This window comes from Streptomyces sp. NPDC053426, from assembly GCF_055585405.1.
In genome coordinates, this window is the sequence record NZ_JBVJKE010000009.1 from 116,033 (window position 1) to 138,091 (window position 22,059).

Annotated in this window: 18 protein-coding genes, 1 tRNA gene and 2 pseudogenes; 11 read left to right on the forward strand and 10 right to left on the reverse strand. The window is 71.9% G+C overall.

The features are described from left to right. Nucleotides 1-597: 597 nt before the first annotated feature. Nucleotides 598-852, reverse strand: a pseudogene (locus tag ACZ62B_RS19795) (Uma2 family endonuclease); the annotation flags it as partial. A gap of 337 nt (nucleotides 853-1,189) precedes the next feature. Between ACZ62B_RS19795 and ACZ62B_RS19800 the strand changes: the two are divergent. Beyond that, a complete protein-coding gene (locus ACZ62B_RS19800) occupies nucleotides 1,190-3,106 on the forward strand; it encodes a serine/threonine-protein kinase (RefSeq protein WP_344555174.1) in 1,917 nt (638 codons plus the stop codon). An 86-nt stretch (nucleotides 3,107-3,192) separates the two neighbouring features. Here the strand turns inward: ACZ62B_RS19800 and ACZ62B_RS19805 are convergent, their stop codons facing one another. From ACZ62B_RS19805 to ACZ62B_RS19820, 4 genes are all read right to left on the reverse strand, one after another. Beyond that, nucleotides 3,193-3,507 (reverse strand): hypothetical protein, encoded by a 315-nt coding sequence (locus ACZ62B_RS19805; RefSeq protein ID WP_469691410.1) that lies wholly within the window; start codon nucleotides 3,505-3,507, stop codon nucleotides 3,193-3,195. A 95-nt stretch (nucleotides 3,508-3,602) separates the two neighbouring features. After that, nucleotides 3,603-3,947, reverse strand: a complete 345-nt coding sequence (locus ACZ62B_RS19810; RefSeq protein WP_468719208.1) for a hypothetical protein — start codon at nucleotides 3,945-3,947, stop codon at nucleotides 3,603-3,605. A 113-nt stretch (nucleotides 3,948-4,060) separates the two neighbouring features. Further along, nucleotides 4,061-4,133 (reverse strand) — tRNA-Arg (locus ACZ62B_RS19815). A 491-nt stretch (nucleotides 4,134-4,624) separates the two neighbouring features. Then, complete coding sequence (locus tag ACZ62B_RS19820) at nucleotides 4,625-5,917, reverse strand: M6 family metalloprotease domain-containing protein (protein WP_468719193.1); 1,293 nt, start codon at nucleotides 5,915-5,917, stop codon at nucleotides 4,625-4,627. A 279-nt stretch (nucleotides 5,918-6,196) separates the two neighbouring features. Here ACZ62B_RS19820 and ACZ62B_RS19825 point away from each other — a divergent pair, with 279 nt between their 5' ends. Next, the gene (locus ACZ62B_RS19825; protein ID WP_344555167.1) at nucleotides 6,197-6,838 is read left to right on the forward strand and encodes a TetR/AcrR family transcriptional regulator; all 642 of its coding nucleotides are present in this window, start codon (nucleotides 6,197-6,199) and stop codon (nucleotides 6,836-6,838) included. 201 nt (nucleotides 6,839-7,039) lie between these two features. Continuing rightward, nucleotides 7,040-8,599 carry an MFS transporter gene (locus tag ACZ62B_RS19830; RefSeq protein WP_344555166.1) on the forward strand — a complete coding sequence of 520 codons (1,560 nt, stop codon included), beginning with the start codon at nucleotides 7,040-7,042 and terminating at the stop codon, nucleotides 8,597-8,599. 120 nt (nucleotides 8,600-8,719) lie between these two features. Here the strand turns inward: ACZ62B_RS19830 and ACZ62B_RS19835 are convergent, their stop codons facing one another. Continuing rightward, the gene (locus tag ACZ62B_RS19835) at nucleotides 8,720-9,241 is read right to left on the reverse strand and encodes a MarR family winged helix-turn-helix transcriptional regulator (RefSeq protein ID WP_344555164.1); all 522 of its coding nucleotides are present in this window, start codon (nucleotides 9,239-9,241) and stop codon (nucleotides 8,720-8,722) included. A 135-nt stretch (nucleotides 9,242-9,376) separates the two neighbouring features. Here ACZ62B_RS19835 and ACZ62B_RS19840 point away from each other — a divergent pair, with 135 nt between their 5' ends. Next, nucleotides 9,377-10,138 carry a dioxygenase family protein gene (locus ACZ62B_RS19840; RefSeq protein ID WP_344555346.1) on the forward strand — a complete coding sequence of 254 codons (762 nt, stop codon included), beginning with the start codon at nucleotides 9,377-9,379 and terminating at the stop codon, nucleotides 10,136-10,138. 12 nt (nucleotides 10,139-10,150) lie between these two features. Here the strand turns inward: ACZ62B_RS19840 and ACZ62B_RS19845 are convergent. Beyond that, nucleotides 10,151-10,513: pseudogene (locus ACZ62B_RS19845) on the reverse strand (GNAT family N-acetyltransferase). A gap of 262 nt (nucleotides 10,514-10,775) precedes the next feature. Between ACZ62B_RS19845 and ACZ62B_RS19850 the strand changes: the two are divergent. Further along, nucleotides 10,776-11,774, forward strand: coding sequence for a sigma-70 family RNA polymerase sigma factor (locus ACZ62B_RS19850; RefSeq protein WP_344555162.1), 999 nt, complete (start codon nucleotides 10,776-10,778; stop codon nucleotides 11,772-11,774). A gap of 576 nt (nucleotides 11,775-12,350) precedes the next feature. Further along, nucleotides 12,351-13,028 carry a TetR family transcriptional regulator gene (locus tag ACZ62B_RS19855; protein ID WP_344555160.1) on the forward strand — a complete coding sequence of 226 codons (678 nt, stop codon included), beginning with the start codon at nucleotides 12,351-12,353 and terminating at the stop codon, nucleotides 13,026-13,028. Nucleotides 13,029-13,045: 17 nt separating this feature from the next. On the opposite strand, the gene ACZ62B_RS19860 is transcribed toward ACZ62B_RS19855, so the two are convergent. After that, a complete protein-coding gene (locus tag ACZ62B_RS19860; protein WP_344555158.1) occupies nucleotides 13,046-14,032 on the reverse strand; it encodes a helix-turn-helix transcriptional regulator in 987 nt (328 codons plus the stop codon). A gap of 63 nt (nucleotides 14,033-14,095) precedes the next feature. Here ACZ62B_RS19860 and ACZ62B_RS19865 point away from each other — a divergent pair, with 63 nt between their 5' ends. The 5 genes from ACZ62B_RS19865 to ACZ62B_RS19885 all read left to right on the forward strand — a co-directional run bounded on the left by ACZ62B_RS19865 (nucleotide 14,096) and on the right by ACZ62B_RS19885 (nucleotide 20,040). After that, nucleotides 14,096-15,610 carry an MFS transporter gene (locus tag ACZ62B_RS19865; RefSeq protein WP_468719192.1) on the forward strand — a complete coding sequence of 505 codons (1,515 nt, stop codon included), beginning with the start codon at nucleotides 14,096-14,098 and terminating at the stop codon, nucleotides 15,608-15,610. Nucleotides 15,611-15,796: 186 nt separating this feature from the next. Further along, nucleotides 15,797-16,558 (forward strand): DeoR/GlpR family DNA-binding transcription regulator, encoded by a 762-nt coding sequence (locus tag ACZ62B_RS19870; protein WP_085571765.1) that lies wholly within the window; start codon nucleotides 15,797-15,799, stop codon nucleotides 16,556-16,558. Next, nucleotides 16,555-17,502 (forward strand): 1-phosphofructokinase, encoded by a 948-nt coding sequence (gene pfkB / locus ACZ62B_RS19875; RefSeq protein ID WP_469691419.1) that lies wholly within the window; start codon nucleotides 16,555-16,557, stop codon nucleotides 17,500-17,502. Before ACZ62B_RS19870 ends, pfkB begins: the two co-directional genes overlap by 4 nt. Nucleotides 17,503-17,578: 76 nt before the next feature. Then, nucleotides 17,579-19,633 carry a PTS fructose transporter subunit IIABC gene (locus tag ACZ62B_RS19880; RefSeq protein ID WP_469691421.1) on the forward strand — a complete coding sequence of 685 codons (2,055 nt, stop codon included), beginning with the start codon at nucleotides 17,579-17,581 and terminating at the stop codon, nucleotides 19,631-19,633. Nucleotides 19,634-19,749: 116 nt separating this feature from the next. After that, the gene (locus tag ACZ62B_RS19885; RefSeq protein ID WP_344555151.1) at nucleotides 19,750-20,040 is read left to right on the forward strand and encodes a hypothetical protein; all 291 of its coding nucleotides are present in this window, start codon (nucleotides 19,750-19,752) and stop codon (nucleotides 20,038-20,040) included. A 41-nt stretch (nucleotides 20,041-20,081) separates the two neighbouring features. Here ACZ62B_RS19885 and ACZ62B_RS19890 read toward each other — a convergent pair whose 3' ends face one another. Continuing rightward, complete coding sequence (locus ACZ62B_RS19890; protein WP_344555150.1) at nucleotides 20,082-20,828, reverse strand: DUF6227 family protein; 747 nt, start codon at nucleotides 20,826-20,828, stop codon at nucleotides 20,082-20,084. 195 nt (nucleotides 20,829-21,023) lie between these two features. Beyond that, nucleotides 21,024-22,052, reverse strand: a complete 1,029-nt coding sequence (locus ACZ62B_RS19895; protein ID WP_469691423.1) for a P1 family peptidase — start codon at nucleotides 22,050-22,052, stop codon at nucleotides 21,024-21,026. Nucleotides 22,053-22,059 lie beyond the last annotated feature (7 nt).

A 22,059-nucleotide genomic window follows, 5' to 3' on the forward strand; every position in this document is an offset into this window, starting at 1 on the left:
GCTGCCCGCCCGCGCGATCTGCGCGGTCAGAGGCGGAACTTCCTCACCGGAACGAGGACGGAGCGACTACGGACACCTCGACAACTGCACGGACTCCAGGAACACCCCGAGCATGCCCACCGGCCACCGCGACGCACCGGAAGACTCCAAGATCCCCGACAGAGCCGAGCTCAGCCCATGCTGGCGAATGTGAGCTCGGCCATGCCCCAAAGACCGAAGAGCTGGAGCCCCAGAGCGCCAACCGCCACTCCCAACGCCGCGCCGGTGGTCAGTCGGCGCCGCACGAACCTGTGTACAGAAAGCGTGACGGCTGCGACAAGGAAGAGCAGGATTACGGAAAGGGGCATATCTACCTCTACGGAAGGATTGCAGCTTGACGGTAAGAGCACACCCGGATAACAGCGTCTACGGATCTCAACCGTCTAGACGAAGTCGGTCGTGAATTGGTTCACCGGGTTTTGAGCACATCGGGATCTGCGGAAGACCCGCTACGACTTCGGGGCGGGCGCCATCTTGTCCGACGGGGCACGTCACCCACATGCGCAGCCGGCAACCGCATGAACGCCCATTGCGCCACCACGCTGCTACGAGCCCTGCTCGTTTGGTGAGGGGCACGTTCTGGAGCCGTACGTCGAAGTCCGTGTCGGCGTTCCATTCGGGACCGGCGGCGGCATCCAGGGCGTTCGCCAGGGTCCTGGCCAGCCGGTTGTGCCGCTTGGACGCGCTCAGACTCACGACGACCATGCCGTCCGCGATCTCGATAGCGGCGCACTGCTCCTCGGACCAGGAGGCGTACTCCTCCGCCGTGATCTGCTCATGTATCCACGAGGGGGCCGCCATCTCGGCGGCCATCACGCACCTCCCAGACACTGTGCGGCGGGCCCAGTCCCGCCGGATTCAGAGTGCTGGCTCCCACCGGCTCCACGGCCGACCCACCGCCGGTCTGAACTTCTTCGTCAGCGCGCACCTTCAGGCGGGCTTGTCGCACTTGAGCGCGGCGGCCTCGTTCGGGAAGTACCCGCGGGCCCGGACCGCTTGCGGATGCGCGACCGACGAGCACCCCGGCCCGGCCCATGACAGAACAGTTTCAAAACCGGAATGGACAGCGCCGAAACCTCCTTGGCAGACTCCCAGTCGCGAAGACCCGCACCGGACTCGGTGGGGCACGAGAGTTGACGGGGGCCAGCTGGTGAGCTGGGACGACGCTCCGCTTCCGCGGCGCATAGGGCAGTACCGGATCGTCGGCCGGCTCGGCCGCGGAGGCATGGGCGAGGTGTACATCGGCCGCACCCCGGGCGGCATGAAGGTGGCGGTCAAGGTGATCCACCGTCAGCATACGGATGACCCGGAGTTCCGCCGCCGGTTCGCCCGCGAGGTGCGTGCCGCCCGGCAGGTCAACAGTGCCTACACGGCCGCGGTGGTGGACGCCGATCCGGACGCGGAACAGCCCTGGCTGGCCACCATCCACGTGGCCGGCGTCTCCCTCACCCAAGCGCTGAGGGAGTACGGGCCGTGGCCCGTGTCCTCGGCGCGGGCCCTGGGCGCGGGTCTGGCGGAGGCACTCGCCGCCATTCACGCCGCGGGAGTCGTCCACCGCGACCTCAAGCCGTCGAACGTCATCCTCACTGCGAACGGCCCCCGGGTCATCGACTTCGGCATCTCGGCCGTCGTGGACGCCACCACCATGACCGCCACCGGAACCTTTCCCGGCGGCACTGCCGGTTTCGCTTCCCCGGAACAGATCCAGGGGCTGCCCGTGGGCCCGCCGTCCGACGTGTTCTCCCTGGGCGTCCTGCTCGCCCACGCCGCCGGCGGCCGGAGCCCGTTCGCGCAGCAAACCACCGACCGGAACATCGTCTTCTACCGGACCGTCCACGAGGCGCCAAACCTCGACGCCGTGCCGTCCGAGCTGCGCGCAGTCGTCGCCGCGTGTCTGGCGAAGGATCCCGCCGGCCGGCCGGGCACGGGCGAGCTGCTGCGGTGGCTGGTCGAACCCACGGACGACCTGGAGACTGTGCTCGGCACCGACGCGTGGATGCCGGGCCCCGTCGCGGCGCTGGCCGCCCAACGGGTGGGCGAGTCGACCGGCGCCCTGCTCCAGGACGCCGCCTCTTCCGCCCCGGTCGCCGTGGAGGAGGAGAAGCAAGAGGCGATCGCGACTCATGCCCGGCCCGACGCGCCGGCGGACCCGACGGCCTCCGCGGTTCCGACGGCCCGCGCGGACCCTGGTGCTGCCGCCCTGGCCACCGCGTCCACCGTCGGTGCCGCAGCCGGCCCAGGCCCCGGCCCGGCATCACCGGCCCCCGGCTCCCCGCCCACTGGCGGGACCCGCGCATCCCGCCGCAAGGACCAACCCGGCCGCCGCCCTACCGCTCTCACCGTCACTGCCGCCGTCGCCGCCGTCACCCTGGGCGTGGGCGGTATCTGGTGGTCCCAGCTCAACGATTCCGCCCAGCAGCCCCCCTCCGACTCCGCCGCAGGGCCATCCCTCTCCCCCACGCCCACCACCGCCGCGAGCGCCAGCTCCACCGCCACCGCGAGTCCCTCGTCCAAGGACTCCCGTCCGGCGTCACCCGACGCCGTCACCGGCACCGGTGACGACACCGGCGACGATGCCCCTCCCGAGAAGCAGCCGGCCAAGGAGAAGACGACGCCGAGCGTGGACTTCCGGGGGACCTCGACCGTCTGCGGCGACTTCCGCAGCACAGGGTCACCCTCCGTGAAGGTGAGCGCCTGTGTCCTGCCGAACGCCGCCGAGGAGTACGCCGCCTTCGGCGTGCAGGTGAAGAACGAGGGCGCGGAGGGCGCCACGGTGACTGCGGCGGTCTGGTACTACGACAGCGGGGAGCAGAAAACCTGCCCCAACCTTGCCGAACCCCAGCGGAAGATCTACATCGCGCCCGGCGACACCTGGTGGAGCGCTCCAGGGAAGTGCGGTGTGTACAGCCTGAGCACCGGCAACTTCCAGGGGGCCGGAACGGCCGTCGTCGACCCCTCGGGAACGGCGGATCCGCGCCTGTCCGGCAGAGTCATGGGGCGGACCGTCACTTTCCGGGACGGCCAGGCGCTCTGCCGGCAGGCGGACGGGACGTGGTCCCCCTGTTGAGCGCCAGGACAGACGGGGCGGGCGCCTTCCTTCGCTCCGACGAAGCTCGGCGACAGACGAAGCCCGCGCCCGCGGTCCCCGCTCTCTCAACAGACCGAGGTCCCGGGAACCGTACCTCCGGTCGCCGGGGTCCATCCTTGCCCTTCACCCGTGTCTTTACTGCGGCGGGCAAGGTCCGGGTTGCTCAGTTCCGTCGCGTGTTCCTCCAGGGCGGCGGTCATCTCCTCCAACTTCGCCTGTGCGGTGGCCAGGTGCTGGGCAGCCTCGGGGGTGCTGCCGCTGATGTGGATCTGCCGCTGGTCTCCGCCGACCCGCCCCGTGTTGATCTGGTTGCCGCTGCCTGTGATGTGCACGCCTCCGCCACTCGTGTCGCGTCGCCCTCGCCAGGTGCCCGTCGTCATCCTTTCGCCGTAGCGTCGTTGGTCGGGGTCGTCTGAGCCTGGCCGCCGTGCATAGTGCCGGTGTTGACCTGGTGGTGCGTCTCCCTCGGATCAGGTCAGCCGAGTGGTCGGTGGCTTTCCTGCCGGGCCCGATCGATCGCGACAGCGGCTGTATCTCCGGCCAGCCGCTCGATCTCCTCGGGGGCCTCCCGCTCGTCGAGGAGAAAGAGCCGTTCACCGATGAGACGGGTGGTCGTATTCCAGCCGAGACGCCGTCCCGCCTCCCTGGCGGCACGCCGGACGTCCTTGAACTCGCCCATCTCCGCAAGATCGTCAGCGCCAAGGATCAGATGCCCGCAGTACCCCTCGTACTCCGGCTTCAGCGCGGCCCGCATCAGCGACTCAAGCCGGTCGACCAGCTTCTCGTACCGGCGCCGGGCCGGCTCGTCCTTCGCGGGCATCTCGCACAGCTCCCCACCTCTGCCCGCAGCAGCATGTGTGCCATATGCGTGCTGCGAGGAAGAAGACCCTCCCGTCCGTCGGACGGAAGGGCCTCTGACCAGGTGTTTCCCTGTGCCCCCGGCAGGATTCGAACCTGCGACACCCGCTTTAGGAGAGCGGTGCTCTATCCCCTGAGCTACGAAGGCGGGGCTTGATCGTGGGACGGTCCTGGTCGGGTGTCTCCGTCAAGCCCTGAGCGTCCTGGGTCGGTGGCTGGGGTGCCTGCCAGGGTGCTCGGTCCACAGGGTACCGGATCGGTGCTGCGGCGGGGGTTGGTGTGGGGCGTCGGCCGGTGTCGTCGTCTCGCCTGTTGCGGAGGCGTCCTCCCTCGGCGGCAGCCGCGGCGGCTTTCCGTCAGGATTCGCCGAACAGTACCCAGAGGGCCATGAGGGCCAGGAATCCGGTCACCGCCAGTGCCGGGAGGCCGAGGATCGCGGTGAGCACCCCCCACCGGGTACGTCCCCGGGGTGCCTTTGCCGGCCCGCCGGCGTTCGCGGTTGCCCGCTGTGTCTCCGTCATGAGCTCACCTGTCGATCCGTAACCGCCGTGCGGGGCGTTCCAGTTGACGCCGGGTCGAGGGACCGGCCCGGTGATTGTCGTCGATCGTGCCGTGTCGCACCAGCTTCGTCGTCGGGGGTCAGTCCGGTGGCGTACGGGTCACCCGTACCCGGTACTCCTCCGCTTCCGCCGCCGTCACCGCCACCCGGATGCCCGCCCGGCGGTCCACGAAGCTCTCGCCCGGTACGAACGTCGCGTCCGAGAGTTCCGCGTGGACGTTGGGGGAGCGGGTGCAGCCGCCGCTGTCGTGGCGGGAGTCGTAGACGGTGATCGGGCCCATGCCCGTGTCCACGTTCGCGTCGACGCGGTAGATGAGGACGCCGGGGCGGCACACGGCCTCGTCGTTGCCGGCGCGGGTGCGCAGTTCGACGGCGTAGCCGGAGTGGTCGTCCAGGGGGATGAAGACGAGTTTCGGGCCGCCCGCCCGTGCCAGGGGGGTGAGTGCGTACTCCCGGGTGCCCGGGTCCGCCGCGCAGCCGACCTGGGACGCGTCCAGCCAGCCCAGCTTCCACTTGTGCCAGGCGAGGAGGTCGTTGTTGGCGCCCCAGTCCTCGCTCATGATGTCCCAGTGGCCGACCGCGCCGCCGCCCTCGGCGGTGTACAGGTCGGGCAGGCCGAAGACGTGGCCGTTCTCGTGCGGCAGCACGCGGTAGCCGGTGCGGTCGTAGGAGCCGGAGCCGTCGTCCTGGCGGGAGTAGACGAAGGACGCGTTGGAGACGGGGACGCCGTCCGCGCTCGGGGCCTCCTTGTTGCCGGCGAAGGTGACGGACAGGACCGTGTCGAGGGCGGCGGGGCCCGCGTTGGGGGTCACCAGTACGTTCAGCAGGTCGTACGACTGGAAGTCCACCTCGGGATCGGCCTCGGCCACGATGTCGCGGACCAGTTCGCGGTAGCCGGGGTCGAAGGGGGCGCCGCGCTCTATGCCGTACGCGCGGAACGACTTGGGCATCCGGAGCCAGTCGGGGACGGGGAGTTCGGGGCGGTAGTCGAGGCGGCCGTAGGAGCTGGTGGCGAACCACTCGCTGGTCTCGGGGAAGAACTCGCGGTAGCGGTCGAGGGCGTCTCCCTCGCCGGGCGCGTCGGAGAAGTCGATCATCAGGGTGAGGGCGCGGACCGTGCCGGTGGAGCGGGTGTAGCCGGGGGCCGTGGGGATGCCCTCGGACATCTGGACCTCGCCCTCCGCGCTGATCATGCAGGGGCCGTGCACGGAGGTGCGGGAGAGGGTGCTGGGTCCGGCGCCGGCGGTGGAGGTGCCGGGGGAGAGGCCGCTGTTGCCGGCCGAGGTGCTGACCGCGAGGGTCAAGGCGGTCACCGATGCCAGGGCGGCCAGCCGGCGCGGGGATATCCGGCGTCGGCTCGGCTGCGGCTGCATGCGGGGACCTCCGCTCCACACGGCAGCCGCCGGTCTCCGACTGCACCCTCCCGATCACCCTGCGTCGCAGGGTGGGCGGGCGCCTGCTGGGAGGTCCGATCGTGGGGCCGTACGGCCGGTGCGTTGTGAGGCGGGTCACAGGAGAAGGGGGCGGGAACGGGAAATAAGCGGGGATCGTTTCCCCGTTTAGACCTGTGTCCGAGCGAAACGGGGACTCGCTCCCCGGATCGCGGACATGACACAAAGATCAAGCCACTACGACCAGACCAGGAGTGCACCGTGCAGACCGCCATCCCCGTACCGCGCAAGGCACCCCGGCCCCGCGCCGACGCCCTGCGCAACCGGGAGCGGATCGTCACCGCCGCCCGGGAGATGTTCGTCGAGTTCGGGCCCGAGGTGCCGCTCGACGACGTCGCCCGCCGGGCCGGCGTCGGCAACGCCACGGTGTACCGCAACTTCCCCGACCGCGACGCGCTGGTGCGCGAGGTCGTCTGCTCCGTGATGGACCGTACGGTGCGGGCGGCCGAGCAGGCGCTCAGCGAGACCGGGGACGCCTTCGAGGCGCTGGAGCGCTTCGCGCACACGGCCGCCGACGAGCGGATCAGCGCGCTGTGCCCGATGGTCTCCAGCACCTTCGACCAGCACCACCCCGACCTGGAGGACGCACGCCGGCGCGCCGAGGGCCTCGTCGCGCAGCTCATGGACCGCGCCAAGGCGGCCGGTCAGCTCCGCGGTGACGTGGAGTACGGCGATCTGATGGTGGGCGTCGCCCAGCTGAGCCGGCCCCCGGCCGGTACCGGCTGCGACAACGCCGACCGTTTCGTCCACCGCCATCTGCAGCTGTTCCTGGACGGGATGCGGGCCCCGGCCCCGACCGTCCTGCCGGGTTCGGCCGTGACCGTGGAGGATCTGCGCCGCTGAGCGATCTCTGACGCGAGCAGGATCTCCGTACCGGAGTGGGATCCCCGTACCAGAGCGGGATCTCCCTACCGGAACGAGATCCGTACCAGAGCAAGACCCGTGCCAGCGGCCGCCCCCGGGGCGAGTCGTTCCCTTGACGACACCGTTTTTTCATCTCATTTTTCAAAATTTCCGTCACGAACTTCCGAAGTGGGTACCCCCATGTCTGCAACAGCCTCAGCGGCCGGAAAGGCCCGGAGCGCTCCGGACGGCCCGGACGCCAACCGCTGGAAAGCGCTCGTCTTCATCGCGCTCGCCCAGCTGATGGTCGTCCTGGACGCCACCATCGTGAACATCGCCCTGCCCTCCGCCCAGCAGGACCTGGGCATCTCGGACGGCAACCGCCAGTGGGTGGTCACCGCCTACGCCCTCGCCTTCGGCGGACTGCTGCTGTTCGGCGGCCGGATAGCCGACCTGTGGGGGCGCAAGCGGGCCTTCGTGCTCGGTCTGGGCGGGTTCGCGCTGGCCTCCGCGCTCGGCGGCGCGGCCACCAACGAGGCCATGATGTTCGGCGCCCGCGCCCTCCAGGGTGTGTTCGGCGCGCTGCTCGCGCCCGCCGCGCTGTCCCTGCTCGCGGTGATGTTCACCGACGGCAAGGAGCGCGCCAAGGCGTTCGGCATCTACGGCGCGATCGCCGGTGGCGGCGGCGCCGTGGGTCTGATCCTCGGCGGTTTCCTCACCGAGTACCTGGACTGGCGCTGGACGTTCTTCGTGAACATCCCGTTCGCCGTGGTCGCCGCGGCCGGCGCGTACTTCGTCATCCGTGAGCCCGAGGGCGGCCGCAACCGCTCGCCGCTCGACGTCCCCGGTGTGCTGCTGTCCACGGTGGGCCTGGTCGCGCTGGTCTACGGCTTCACCCGCGCGGAGTCCGAGGGCTGGAGCGACTCGCTGACCGTCGGCATGTTCGTCGCCTCCGCCGTGCTGCTCGCCGCCTTCGTGGTGGTCGAGGCCAAGGTCAAGGCGCCGCTGCTGCCGCTGCGCGTGATCACCGAGCGCAACCGCGGCGGGGTCTACCTCTCGCTGGGCCTGGCGATCATCGCGATGTTCGGCCTGTTCCTCTTCCTCACCTACTACCTCCAGGTCGTGAAGGGGTACTCGCCGGTCAAGACCGGGTTCGCCTTCCTGCCGATGATCGCGGGCATGATCACGGGCTCCACCCAGATCGGCACCCGGCTGATGACCCGGGTCGCGCCCCGGCTGCTGATGGGCCCCGGCTTCCTGGTCGCCGCGCTCGGCATGCTCTTCCTGACCCAGATGGAGATCGACACCTCGTACGCGGCCGTCCTGCTGCCCGGCATGCTGCTGCTCGGCCTCGGCATGGGTACGGCGTTCATGCCGGCCATGTCGCTGGCCACGCTGGGCGTCGAGCCGCGTGACTCCGGTGTCGCCTCCGCGATGGTCAACACCTCGCAGCAGGTGGGCGGCGCCATCGGTACGGCCCTGCTGAACACGATCGCGGCCTCGGCCACCACGTCCTACGTCGCCGACCACATCGGCGGCGCCACGAGCCGGTCCCAGCAGCAGCTCGTCCAGCTCCAGGGGCAGGTGCAGGGCTACACCAGCGCGATCTGGTTCGCCGTCGGGATCCTGGTGGCGGCCGCGGCCATCGCCCTGACCCTGATCAACGCCGGCCGGCCGGGCGGCACCGCGGTCGCCGGGTCCGCCGGAGAGAACGGCGAGGCCGTCGAGGACGAGAGGGCGGTGCCGGTGGTCATGCACTGACGGTCCGCCCGTCCCGTACCACCCGCACCACCCGTTCCGTCCATCCCTCACCGCCCGTACGGAAGAGGAGGGGACGCCTCCTCCGTACGGCTTCCCGGACCTGCCCCGGCTCCCGCCCCGTCAGCGGAGCCAGGGCAGGTCCGCGCCCGTGCCGCTCGGCTGAAGTCCCTCGGCGACGATCCGCATGATCTCGCCGAGGGACTTCTGCTGTTCCGGAGTGAGCCGGTCGAAGACCGCCTGGCGTACGGCGTCCACATGGCCGGGCGCGTGCCGGCGCAGCACCTCCTGGCCCTCCTCCGTCAGTACGGCGAACTGGCCCCGCTTGTCGGAGGGGCAGTCCTCACGGCGTACCCAGCCGTTCTTCTCCAGGCGCGCGACGGCGTGCGAGAGGCGGGAGCGGGTGATCTTCGCGGACATCGCCAGTTCCGTCATCCGCAGCCGGCGGCGCGGGGACTCGGCGAGCTTGACCAGCAGGCCGTAGTAGACGTGCGGCATTCCCGCGTCACGCTGGAGCTGACGGTCGAGGTGGTCCTCCAGGAGGGTGGCGGCCTCGATGTAGGAGCGCCAGACGCGCTGTTCCTCGTCGGTGAGCCAGCGGGGTCCGTCGGCGGACGCCGATGATGCTGCGGGTGCCGTGTTCATGTACTCCACTGTACGGCCGCTGTTCTTGAAGGTTAAACAAATTCACCGTACAGTCGATGGTGGAAGTTGAGACTTCAAGTAAGTTCGCCGCTTCGGAAGGGAGCCGCCGTCATGACCGCCGCCACCCAGGAACGCATGCCCGCTCTCTACCTCAGCCACGGCGCCCCGCCCCTGGCCGACGACCCCGTCTGGCCCGGCGAACTGGCCGCCTGGTCGGCCGGACTGCCCCGCCCGAAGGCGATCCTGGTCGTCTCCGCCCACTGGGAGGAGGCCCCGCTCGCCCTCGGCGCCACCGAGACCGTCCCCCTGGTCTACGACTTCTGGGGCTTCCCCGAGCACTACTACCAGGTCACCTACGGCGCCCCCGGCGCCCCCGCGCTCGCCGAGTCCGTGCGCAAGCTGCTGCGCGCGCCCGGCACGCCCGTCCAGGACGTCCCCGACCGGGGCCTGGACCACGGCGCCTACGTCCCGCTGGTCGAGATGTACCCGGAGGCCGACATCCCGGTGCTCCAGGTCTCCATGCCGACCCTGGACCCGGTGAAGCTGATGGAGATCGGGCGCAGGCTCGCCCCGCTGCGCGACGAGGGCGTACTGATCGTCGGCTCCGGGTTCTTCACCCACAACCTCGCCGCACTGCGGCAGGGCGGCATCCCCGCCTGGTCGGCGGAGTTCGACGCCTGGGGGCGGGAGGCCCTGGAGACGGGTGACGTGGACGCGCTGCTCGACTTCACCCGCAAGTCCCCGGCCGGCCTGCTGGCCCACCCGCGCACCGAGCACTTCGCCCCGCTCTTCGTGACCATGGGCGCGGCGGACGCCGCCGGGGAACTCGGGGAACAGAAGTCCGTGATCGACGGGTTCTGGCTGGGGCTGGCCAAGCGGTCGGTGCAGTTCGGCTGACCTCCCCGGCGGCTACAGGGGCTTCCCGTGCCAGGTCACGTCCCACCGGCGGCCCACCCCCCGGGGCACGTGCCGACGTGCCGGGATCCGAAACGCTCGTGCAGCCGTGCCGAGGCGTCGTCCGGCCGGGCGACGCCGGCCGGTGTCGGGGGTGACGCGGGCCGGTGTCTCCACCGAGGTCGCGCAGGCGGGCTCGGGGCGGAAGGGGCTGGAGGTGGCGTACCCCGGGATCCGCCGCGAACCGGCGCCCGTGGCAACCATCAGGCGGCACGGGCCGTCTACAGGGTGGGAGGGCGGTCGGGAGAGGTGCTCCTCCCGAGTGAAAGGCGCCGTGTCGAATGTGATCGCCGTCTCACGTGCGTAGTGGTCGTACAGGTCGGTGAGGGCCGTCGGATCGCCCTCCGCGCCCGGCCTGACCTGGACCTCTTCGTGCTCCGACGGCCTCGGTCCTCCTCGCGTGGCCCGACAGGGTACTGCATGATCAGAAAAATCGGGGGGCGGGTTGGGAATTCTGTCCGGATTCCAGTCGTTGTTTCCATTGGATGCAGGGCACTCGACCAGAGTCCGGAGGGACCTGAGAGACGTGTCAGGCGTCCGCAGGACCACCCGCTGACCTCATCATCGCAAGGGAGCACGCATGGCAACCCGCGCCGTCGCCCGTCGTCAGTCCGCCACCGGCGAGACGGCCGACTCGGCACGCAGTGTCCGCGCCCATGGCGGCGAGATCGCCGACCGCGACCTGGTCGGCATGTACCTGGACGAGATCGCGCGCACGCCGCTGCTCGACGCCGCCAAGGAGGTCGAGCTGTCCCAGATCATCGAAGCGGGTGTGTTCGCGCGACAGATCCTCGACGGCCTCGAGGAGAACAAGGCCGGGGCCACCACCGAGGAGCTCGAAGCCCTGTACGACGCCAGTGAGCGGGCCAAGGACGTCTTCATCCGTTCCAACCTGCGCCTGGTCGTCGCCGTGGCCCGCCGCTACCCCCGCAGCGGTCTGCCGCTGCTCGACCTGATCCAGGAGGGCAACGCCGGTCTGGTCCGCGCGGTCGAGAAGTTCGACTACCGCAAGGGCTTCAAGTTCTCGACGTACGCGACCTGGTGGATCCGTCAGGCCATCACCCGGTCGATAGCCGACCAGTCGCGCACCATCCGCCTGCCCGTCCACCTGGTGGAGGAGCTGGGCCGGATACGGCGCGTGCAGCGCGAGTTCAACCGTGAGCACGGCCGGGAGCCGGAGCCCGCGGAGGTCGCCGCCGAGCTCGGCTCCACGCCGGAGCGCGTCGTCGACGTACTCGACTGGGCCCGTGACCCGGTCTCGCTGAACATGTCGGTGGACGACGAGGGCGAGACCCAGTTCGGTGACCTGCTGGAGGACACCTCGGCGGTGTCGCCGGAGCAGTCGGTGCTGACGCTGCTGCGCAGCGAGGAGCTGGACGACCTGATCGGCCGCCTCGACCAGCGCACGGCCTCCATCATCAAGATGCGGTACGGCATCGAGGACGGCCGCGAGCGCACGCTGACCGAGGTCGGCAAGGAGCACGGCCTGACCCGCGAGCGCATCCGCCAGATCGAGAAGCACGCCCTGCTGGAGCTGAAGAAGCTGGCCCGCGACACCGGGTTCGACGCGGCGGCGTGAGAGCGGACCGGGTCCGGCATGGTGGAGTGACCGCCGGGCCGGACGCGGGAGCGTGACATCCGGCCGGTTCCGGGTTCCCGGCGCGGCGGCGTGACGGTCGGATCGGACGCGGTGGCGTGAGGATCCGAGCGGCGCGGTAGCGTGGCGGGTGGGCTGTCGGAGGTGAACGTGGCGGTGCTGTCGCCGGGTTCGGCGCGGGGGTGTTGATGCCGCCGTGCGGAGTCCGGGGGAGCGACGGGGTCCGTGCGGGACCCCGGCCGCGTACGCCGGGTGGCGAAAGACCGCGCAAAACATGGCCGTTCCCCGCCGCTTCAACCCGCTGGACCCCGGGAACAAGAATGCAAGGACCAGGAGTTGGTACTTCGGGCTCCTGAGATCCTGGACCCACCGAGCCACGTCCCGACGCACAACCCCCCCCGGCGCCGGGACTTCCCAAAGCCGGGTTCGGCGCCCTCCCCCCGGGCGCCGGACCCGGCTTCCTCGTGTGCGCCGTCGGCCGGCGGGTCACCCCGGACCTGAACCCCGGGGTGGCCCGCCAGATGGCAGATTGTGCCACATGGGCATAGCCTGCCGGGCGTGAGCAGCACCACCCCGACGCCGTCCTCTCCTCCGCCTCCCGCGGTCTCGCTGACCGAACGGCGCAAGGCCGAGACCCGTATGGAGATCGCCCGCGCGGCGGCCGGTCTCTTCGTCCGGCAGGGCCTGCGGGCCACCCGTGCCGAGGACATCGCCCAGGCGGCCGGCATCGCCCCGCGCACCTTCTACCGGTACTTCGCCAGCAAGGAGGAGGCCATCGGCCCGCTCTACGCCATCGGCGCCCAGCGCTGGGTGGCGGCGGTGCGCGCCGCGCCCGCCGAGGTGCCCCTGCCGCAGGTCCTGGAGGACGCCGTGCGTCACACGCTCACCCCCGGGCTCGGGGTGTCGGCGGCCTCCTGGGACTGGGTGCGCACCCTGATCCGGCTGGCCGAGGCGAACCCCGCCCTGCGCCGGGTGTGGGCCGAGGCGTGCCGGGCGTCGGAGCGGAGCCTGGCGGAGGCGCTGGCGGAGCGGCTGACGGCGGCTCAGGCCCCGTACGAAGCCGACAACGTTGCCGCCCGCACCCGGCTGTGCTTCACCGCCGCCGTCGCGAGCGCGGCCGTCCGCACGGCCATGGAGAGCTGGGCGGCCGGCGACGGCCCCGCCGAGGGCCCCCGCGGCCCGGCCGAACTGGCGGTCACCAACCTCGCGGCGCTACGGGACTTCGCGTGGACCTGACGCGGGCTCACGGCCCTTCAGGAAGAGGCTGACTCCGGACCACCGCCCGCCGCCCGGCTCATCCGCGCGCCCAACTCCCGTACCGCCTCCACCAGCTCCGCGGGTTCCCGCACCGTGAACTCGTGGCCCAGCATCGCCAGCCGTACCGCCATCCAGTCCTTGGCGTCGCTCACCGTCGCGCGCAGCCGGCAGCTGTTCTCGTCCAGCGGCTCGGGCGGGCCCAGCCAGCCCGGCAGGCGGGCCGCGACCGCCCCGGCCGGTGCGGCGAAGGTGACGACCATCTCGTACGACTCCCGCGCGCGCTGCATGGACCGGCGCAGGAACTCCGCCGCGCTCCCCGTCGGCAGCTCCCTCGGTGTGAACCGCGCCCCGGTCGCGAAGGGGTCGCTCACCCGGTCGACGCGGAACGTCCGCCAGTCCGCGCGGTCGAGGTCGTACGCCACGAGGTACCAGCGCCGCCCGGTCGACACCAGCCGGTACGGCTCGGTCACCCGCCGGGACTCCGTGCCGTCGGCGGCCCGGTAGGCGAACCGCAGCCGTTCGCGCCCGGCCACCGTGGAGGCCATGACGGTGAGCGTCTCCGGCGCGATCGTCGCACCGTCGCCGCTGGTCAGCGGGGTGGTCGCGGCCTGGAGCGTGCTGACGCGGTGGCGCAGCCTGCCGGGCAGCACCTGTTCGAGCTTGGCCAGCGCCCGCACCGACGCCTCGTCCACGCCCTCCAGCGCGTGCCCGGCGCCGGCCCGCAGGCCGACCGCGATGGCCACCGCCTCCTCGTCGTCGAGCACCAGCGGCGGCATCGCCTTGCCGGCGACGAGCCGGTAGCCGCCGTCCGCGCCCATGGTCGCCTGTACGGGATAGCCGAGCTCGCGCAGCCGGTCGATGTCCCGCCGGACCGTGCGCCGGGAGACCCCGAGCCGGTCGGCCAGTTCGCCGCCGGGCCATTCGCGGGGCGTCTGGAGGAGGGAGAGGAGTTGAAGGAGCCGGGCCGGAGTGTCCGTCGTCATGAGAACGAGGATGCCGGAGAAGTAGGACCTGATCTGACCTACACGGGTCATAGCTTTCGATGCATGAACTCCACCGACACCCCGCAGGCACCACAGCCCGTCGAGGGCGACCGTCGCCGCTGGTTCGCGCTGGCGATCGTGATGACCGCGGCCTTCATGGACCTCGTCGACGTCACGATCGTCAACATCGCGATCCCGTCGATCCAGCGCGACGAGGGCGCGACCTTCAGCCAGATCCAGTGGATCACCGCCGGTTACGCACTGGCCTTCGCCGCCGGGCTCGTCACCGGCGGCCGGCTCGGCGACATCCACGGCCGCAAGCGGATCTTCCTCATCGGCATCGGCGGCTTCACCCTCGCCTCCGCGCTGTGCGGCTTCGCCGTGAACCCGGAGATGCTGGTCGCCTCCCGCATCCTCCAGGGCGCCATGGCGGCGCTGATGGTGCCGCAGGTGCTGTCGATCGTGCACGCGACCTTCCCGCCGCACGAGCGCGGCAAGGTGTTCGGGCTGTTCGGCGCGATCGTCGGCCTGGGCGCGGTGTCCGGGCCGCTGCTCGGCGCGCTGCTGACCGAGTGGAACCTGTTCGGCCTGGAATGGCGGCCGATCTTCCTGATCAACCTGCCGGTCGGCATCGCGGGCCTGGTCCTCGGCAGCCGCTTCATCACCGAGTCGAAGGCGCCGCGCGCCCTGAAGCTGGACCTGGTGGGCGTCGCGCTGGTCACGCTGGGGCTGCTGATGCTGCTCTACCCGCTGACCCGTGGCCGTGAGCTGGGCTGGCCGCTGTGGGGGTACGTGTCGATGGCCGGCGCGCTGGTGGTCTTCGGGGCGCTGGTGGCGTACGAGAGGGTCAAGGGCGCGCGGGACGGCTCCCCGCTGATCGAGCTGTCGCTGTTCAAGGTGAAGAGCTTCGCGGCGGGCATCGCGGTGCAGACGGTGTTCGGCATCGGCCTCGGCATCTTCTTCCTGGTGTGGACGATGTACATGCAGATGGGCCTGGGCTGGAGCGCGCTGCGGGCGGGGCTGACCGGGGTGCCGTTCTCCGTCGCGGTCTCCGCGGCGGCCGGGATGTCGGTACAGCTGCTGGTCCCGCGCTTCGGACGCAAGGTGCTCCAGGCGGGCGCGCTGGTGATGGCGGCGGGCGTCCTGCTCTACATCTGGGAGTCCGAGCGCTACGGCATGGACATCGCCTCCTGGCAGATGGCGCTCCCGCTGGTGGTCATGGGCGTCGGCATGGGTCTGATCGTGGCCCCGCTGACCGACGCGGTGCTGTCCGAGGTGCCCCATGAGCACGCCGGCTCGGCGTCGGGGCTGATCAACACCGTGCAGCAGATGGGGAACGCGCTGGGGCTCGGCCTGGTGTCGGTGGTGTTCTTCGGGGTGATCGACGAGCGGCTCGCCCCGGCCGAGGTGGGCCCGGCCTTCGCGGACGGCTTCCAGCACGCGCTGGGCTACGTGGCCGCGGTGATGGGCGTGATCTTCCTGCTGATGTTCGCCCTGCCCAAGCGCCCCGCCCAGCACGTGGAGGGAGCGGGGGAGGCCCCGGTGGCGGTGGAGAAGGAGCGGGAGCTCGTGGCCTGAGCGGGCCGACGGGAAGGGCCCGGTACCCCGTGGGGGTGCCGGGCCCTCGGCGTGTGTACGAGCGGGCGCGAACGGAAGCCCGTTCATGCCCGAACATGCCCACATCTGTTTACTTCCTGGACGTGTGGACGTACTCTGCGAGCGAAACCACACGTTCGGGCATGAACAGACTCGGAGGCACGCCCCATGTACGCACCGGAACGCCAGCAGGAGATCCTGCGGCTCGCCCGCGACGGCGGCCGGGTGGACGTGGTCTCGCTGGCCGAGGAGTTCCAGGTGACCGCCGAGACCATCCGCCGGGACCTCAAGGCCCTCGACCGCGCCGGCCTGGTCCGCAGGGTGCACGGCGGGGCCATCCCCGCCGGACGCCTCGACTTCGAGCCTGACCTCGCCGAGCGGGAGACGACCGCGGCCGACGAGAAGGACCGCATCGCCAGGGCCGCCCTCGCCGAACTCCCGGCCGACGGCACGCTGATCGTGGACGCCGGTTCGACGGCCGCGCGGCTCGCCGGGATCCTGCCGGCGGAGGCCTCCCTCACCGTCGTCACCCACAGCCTGCCCATCGCGGCCCGCCTCGCCGACCACCCCGGCATCCAGCTCCACCTCGTCGGGGGGCGCGTACGGCACCGTACGCGCGCCGCCGTGGACGCCTGGGCGCTGCGCGCGTACGCCGAGATCCGCGCGGACGTGCTCTTCGTGGCCGCCAACGGGTTCTCCGCCGAACACGGGCTGACCACGCCCGACCTCGCCGAGGCCGCCGTGAAGCGCGCGGCCATGGCCGCCGCCCGCCGGGTGGTGCTGCTCGCCGACTCCTCCAAGCACGGCCAGGAGCACTTCGCCCGCTTCGGCGACCTGAGCGACGTGGACCTGCTGATCACCGACAGCGGGCTCGGCCCGGACGACGCCGCCGCGATCGAGCACGGCGGCACGGAAGTGGTACGCGCATGATCCTCACCGTCACCCCCAACCCGTCCCTGGACCGCACCTACGAGGTCCCCTCGCTGGACCGCGGCGAGGTCGTCCGGGCCACCGGCGAACGCGTCGACCCCGGCGGCAAGGGCGTCAACGTCTCCCGCGCCGTCACCGCGGCCGGCCGGCGCACGGTCGCCGTACTGCCCCTGGGCGGCGCACCGGGCGCCCTGGTCGCCGACCTGCTCGACGCGCAGGGCATCGAGGTCGCTCCGGTCCCGGTCGCCGGCGCCACCCGTTCCAACATCGCGCTCGCCGAGGCCGACGGCGTACTGACGAAGATCAACGCACCGGGTCCGGAACTGACGGCGGCCGAGCGGGAACTGCTCCTGGGCACCGTGCGCCGGCAGTCCCCGGGCGCCGACTGGATCGCCTGCTGCGGCAGCCTGCCGCGCGGACTCGCCCCCTCCTGGTACGCCGAACTGGTCGCCCGGGTGCACGCCGCCGGCGTACGCGTCGCGCTGGACACCTCAGGGCCCGCACTGCTCGCGGCCCTGCGCGAGCGGCCCGACGTGGTGAAGCCGAACGCGGGGGAGCTGGCCGAGGCCGTGGGGCGGCCCCTGGCCACCGTGGGCGACGCGCTGAAGGCGGCCGAGGAGCTGCGGGGGATGGGCGCCCGGGCGGTCCTGGCGAGCCTCGGCGCCGACGGGCAGCTGCTCGTGGACGACGACGGCGCCTGGTTCGGCACCGCGCAGGTGGACGCCGTCCGCAGCAACGTGGGCGCGGGTGACTCCTCGCTGGCCGGGTTCCTCGTCGCCGGCGGGCGCGGACCGGAGGCGCTCGCCTCCGCCGTCGCCCACGGCGCGGCGGCCGTCCGGCTCCCCGGCAGCGTGATGCCGGCCCCGGCCGACCTGGACCCGGCCGCGGTGACCGTCACGGCCGACGTACCCGCCGACCGCGTACTGCGGGAGCCGGTGTCATGAACCACCCCCTCCTCACCCCCGTCCCCCCTTCCGCCCACCCCGCTGCACGGGCGATACGCGTGCGAAGGAGCCCGCGATGAGTGACATGATCACCGCGGAACTGGTCGATCTCGGCCTGTCCGCCGACACCAAGGAGGCGGCGGCGCGCGCCCTCGCCGAGCGCATGGTGGCCCTGGGCCGGGTGACCGACCTGGACGGCTTCCTCGCCGACGTCGCCGCCCGCGAGGCGCAGATGCCGACCGGCCTCGACGGCGGCATCGGCATCCCGCACTGCCGCAGTGAGCACGTCACCGAGCCCACGCTCGCCTTCGGACGCAGCGCCGCCGGGATCGACTTCGGAGCGGCGGACGGGCCCGCCGACCTGATCTTCCTCATCGCCGCCCCGGCCGGCGCCGACGACGCCCATCTGACGATCCTGTCGTCGCTGGCCCGGCAGCTGATGAACGCCGAGTTCACCGACGCGCTGCGGTCGGTGGGCGACGCGGGGGCGGCGGCCGCGCTCATCCGGGGTGAAGCGGCCGCCTCCGAGGGCTCCTCGGGCTCCGAGGACTCCGTGGTGGCACCGGCGGCGGCCTCCGCCGGTGCCGCCACGGACACCGCCGCCGCCGAGGAGGAGGAGCGCCCGTTCCGGGTCGTCGCCGTCACCTCCTGCCCCACCGGCATCGCCCACACCTACATGGCCGCCGAGTCGCTGGAGAACGCAGGCCGGGACGCCGGGGTCGAGATCGTCGTCGAGCCCCAGGGCTCCGCCGGCTTCACCCGGCTCGACCCGGCCGTGATCGCGGCGGCGGACGGCGTGATCTTCGCCCACGACGTGCCCGTGCGGGAGAAGGACCGCTTCGCGGGCAAGCCGACCGTCGACACCGGCGTCAAGGCGGCCATCAACCGGCCCGCCGAGCTGATCACCGAGGTGAGAGGCAGGGCGGAGCGCGGCGAGGTCACCGCGGCGGCCACGTCCGGCGCGTCCGGCGGTACGCCCGTCGAGCGGGCCGGCGACAGCGGCGAGGGCTACGGCACCAAGCTGCGCAAGTGGCTGATGTCGGGCGTCAGCTACATGGTGCCGTTCGTCGCGGCGGGCGGTCTGCTCATCGCCCTCGGCTTCGCGATCGGCGGCTACGAGATCAACGAGGCGCCCTCGGTGATGGACCACTTCGTGTGGACCCAGGCCGACAGCTGGGGCGCCCTGCTCTTCCAGATCGGCGGCGTCGCCTTCGGCTTCCTCGTCCCCGTCCTGGCCGGCTACATCGCCTACGGCATGGCCGACCGGCCCGGCCTCGTGCCCGGCTTCGTCGGCGGCGCGATCTCGCTCACCATCAACGCCGGGTTCCTCGGCGGTCTCGCGGCCGGTCTGATCGCCGGTGGCGTGGTGATCGCGATCCAGAAGGTGCGCATCCCGGCGGCCCTGCGCGGCATCATGCCGGTGGTGGTGATCCCGCTGATCTCCGCGGCGGTCGTCGGCTTCCTGATGTTCGTCGTCATCGGCAAGCCCATCGCCGAGGCCCAGAAGGGCATGACGGACTGGCTGAACGGCCTCACCGGCACCAACGCCGTCCTGCTCGGCGCCCTCCTCGGCCTGATGATGTGCTTCGACCTCGGCGGACCCGTCAACAAGGTCGCCTACACCTTCGCCACCGCCGGGATCGCCGTCGCGAGCCCCAGCGACTCCGCGATGAAGATCATGGCCGCGGTGATGGCCGCCGGCATGGTGCCGCCGCTGGCGATGGCCCTGGCCACCACCGTGCGCGGCAAGCTCTTCAACCGCACCGAACGCGAGAACGGCAAGGCCGCCTGGGTCCTGGGCGCCTCCTTCATCTCCGAGGGCGCGATCCCGTTCGCCGCCGCCGACCCGCTGCGGGTGATCCCCGCCTCCATGGTGGGCGGCGCGGTCACCGGCGCCCTGTCGATGACCTTCGGCGCCACCCTGCGCGCCCCGCACGGCGGCATCTTCGTCGTCCCGCTGATCGGCAACCCGTTCCTCTACCTGGTCGCCATCGCCGCGGGCGTGTGCGTCACGGCGGCCCTGGTGATCGTCCTCAAGGGCCTGCGCAAGCCGGCCCCGGCCACCACGGGCGCGGGCGAGGGCACCACCCCGGTACCGTCGGCGGGAACCAAGCAGCCGGTGGCCGCGTAGCGTTACGACGGTGCGTCCGTTTGGGTAGGTGTGGGCGGTTCATGCCTACTGCGATATAGATCACGATCATCACGATCCGGGGTCAAAGCCCCGGATCTTGGTGTGTACTGGGCCGCATGCCTGAGTACACGACACTCTCGCGGACGACGGGCGCCACCGTCCTCACCCTGGTGGCCGTGGCCTGTGCGGCGGGTCTGGCCGACGCCCTGCGGCGCCGTCGCGGACGGACGCGCGCACGCGAACTCGACGAGGCGGCCCGCCGGCAGCACATCCCTCACGCCCCTCACGGCGTCCCGGTGATCCCACGCCAGCGGCGGACCGGCCCCCACACGGAAGCCGTACGGCTCACCCCGGCGGAGCGCGACGCGTTCGCCGGGCTGGTACGGCGCTTCGGCGAAGGGGACTGAGCGGGACCGGGCGGGACCGACCCGCGGCCCCGGCCGCCGGCTCAGGAGACCTGTGCCGCCCGGCGCTCCATCGCGTCCCGCGCCGCGTCCTCGCTGGCGTACACCTCGCACATGTGCCGTCCGTCCGGCGTGACCGTGTGCTCGACCTCCCACACGGACATCTCCGAGCCGTCACCCAGCAGGAACGCGTGCTCGTAGAGCGAGAAGGACAGCCCCGGACGCCCCGCGCGGGACGGGCGGCCGAAGGCCTGCGTGATCCGGTGCGCGCACGCCGTGGCCAGCAGCGCGGCCGTCTCCGCGTCCGGCCGGTCCGTGTTCTCCGCCCGGCGCAGTAAGCGCCGCGCGTGATCCGCGGAACCGTCCGGAACGTACACCTGCCGCAGCGTGGGAGGCGGCGGCAGCTCCACCGTCACCGGCAGCTCGAAGTCCGGCGTGTCCGGCGGCAACGGCAGCCGGGCCGTGGCCGTCCGCAGCTCCTCCTCGTCCACATACACCTCGTGCTGCGGCTCGTCCCCCGGCGCCGTGTTGTGCACGAGCTCCCAGAGCGTCAGCGCCGAACCGTCGGCGAGCAGCCAGGTGTGCCGGTACGTCTCCCGGTGCAGACCGGCGCTGTGGTGCGCGGAGTGCAGCGAACCGTCGTGCGCCAGCGCGCAGTCCAGCCGCCGGATCGTCTCGTCCGGCAGCTCGAAGGAGTTCAGGGCGCGGCCGAGGAGGCGCGCGAGGTGCTCCTCCGGAGACTCGTGCGAGTCGGGTGGTTCGTACGCTGCCGTCTCGTACGGAACGCTCAAGGTTTCTCCCGGCGTTGCTGCATGTCACCTTGTGGGTGCATACCGTAGCCCCTCGGTCGGACGTCGTGTCCGGGAACTGAGAAAACGTATGGCCGAAAAACGGCCGGAGCGCAAGAGAAGTTCCCGACCAGACCGGTACGGACATCAATTGCTCCTGGTCAAACGGTACTTCCGCAGCCGCTCGCCGGCACCCCCTCACCGCTCGCCGTACAACTCCCCGTACGACGGCCACGAACCGCCCGGACCGTCCACCGGACCGGCGGCCAGGACCGCTCGTACGATCGCGCGGGTCACCAGGTCCGCGCCCGCCGCGAGAACCTCGTTCAGGGCCAGCGGATCCGACGCGTCCAGCGGGCGGGCGCCCGTGGCCAGGGCGAAGACGGTGTCGCCGTCGCTGAGCAGATGCACCGGCCGTACGGCCCGCGCGATGCCGTCGTGCGCGGTGCCGGCCAGCTTCTGCGCCTGCGCCTTGGACAGTTCGGCGTCGGTGGCGACCACCGCGAGCGTGGTGTTCAGCGGCGGAGCCGCGTTCCGCCCGGCCACCTCCGCGAGCCGCCGCAGCGCGGCCTCGTGCACCTCCGGCTCCGGGTAGCGCACCCGGCCCCGGAACAACTCCCCGTACAGCACCCCCGTCCCCGGATCCACCGCCGACCCCGCCGCGTTGGCCACCACCAGAGCGGCCACCGTGATGCCCGACTCCAGCACCGCGCTCGCGGTGCCGACCCCGCCCTTCACCTGCCCGACCACCGCGCCCGTACCGGCGCCCACACACCCCTGCGGAACCGGCGCGCCCGGACCGGTCGCCGCCGCGGCCTCGACCGCGGCCCGGCCGGTGGCCGCGTCCGGCCGGGCCCGGAAGTCGCCGCCCCGGCCCAGGTCGAAGACACAGGCGGCCGGCACCACCGGCACCACATGCGCGGGATCCGGCCCGACGCGCACCCCGCGTCCCCGCTCCTCCAGCCAGGCCATCACCCCGGACGCCGCGTCCAGCCCGTACGCGCTGCCCCCGGTCAGCACCACCGCCTCGACCGTCCGTACCAGGTTGCGCGGATCGAGCGCGTCGGTCTCCTTGGTGCCGGGCCCGCCGCCGCGCACGTCCACCGCGGCCACGGCCCCGCCCTCGGGCGCGAGCACGACCGTGGTACCCGTGAGCCATCCGTCGCCGGTACACGTCGCGTGCCCCACGCGCAGGCCGGCCACATCCGTCAGAGCGTCAGCTTTCATGGGGCCA

Coding starts and splice junctions, on each gene's coding strand:
- ACZ62B_RS19805 (WP_469691410.1), bottom strand. CDS start 3,507: ATGACGACGGGCACCTGGCGAGGGCGACGCGACACGAGTGGCGGAGGC.
- ACZ62B_RS19810 (WP_468719208.1), bottom strand. CDS start 3,947: ATGCCCGCGAAGGACGAGCCGGCCCGGCGCCGGTACGAGAAGCTGGTC.
- ACZ62B_RS19820 (WP_468719193.1), bottom strand. CDS start 5,917: ATGCAGCCGCAGCCGAGCCGACGCCGGATATCCCCGCGCCGGCTGGCC.
- ACZ62B_RS19830 (WP_344555166.1), top strand. CDS start 7,040: ATGTCTGCAACAGCCTCAGCGGCCGGAAAGGCCCGGAGCGCTCCGGAC.
- ACZ62B_RS19835 (WP_344555164.1), bottom strand. CDS start 9,241: ATGAACACGGCACCCGCAGCATCATCGGCGTCCGCCGACGGACCCCGC.
- ACZ62B_RS19840 (WP_344555346.1), top strand. CDS start 9,377: ATGCCCGCTCTCTACCTCAGCCACGGCGCCCCGCCCCTGGCCGACGAC.
- ACZ62B_RS19850 (WP_344555162.1), top strand. CDS start 10,776: ATGGCAACCCGCGCCGTCGCCCGTCGTCAGTCCGCCACCGGCGAGACG.
- ACZ62B_RS19860 (WP_344555158.1), bottom strand. CDS start 14,032: ATGACGACGGACACTCCGGCCCGGCTCCTTCAACTCCTCTCCCTCCTC.
- ACZ62B_RS19865 (WP_468719192.1), top strand. CDS start 14,096: ATGAACTCCACCGACACCCCGCAGGCACCACAGCCCGTCGAGGGCGAC.
- ACZ62B_RS19870 (WP_085571765.1), top strand. CDS start 15,797: ATGTACGCACCGGAACGCCAGCAGGAGATCCTGCGGCTCGCCCGCGAC.
- pfkB (WP_469691419.1), top strand. CDS start 16,555: ATGATCCTCACCGTCACCCCCAACCCGTCCCTGGACCGCACCTACGAG.
- ACZ62B_RS19880 (WP_469691421.1), top strand. CDS start 17,579: ATGAGTGACATGATCACCGCGGAACTGGTCGATCTCGGCCTGTCCGCC.
- ACZ62B_RS19885 (WP_344555151.1), top strand. CDS start 19,750: ATGCCTGAGTACACGACACTCTCGCGGACGACGGGCGCCACCGTCCTC.
- ACZ62B_RS19895 (WP_469691423.1), bottom strand. CDS start 22,052: ATGAAAGCTGACGCTCTGACGGATGTGGCCGGCCTGCGCGTGGGGCAC.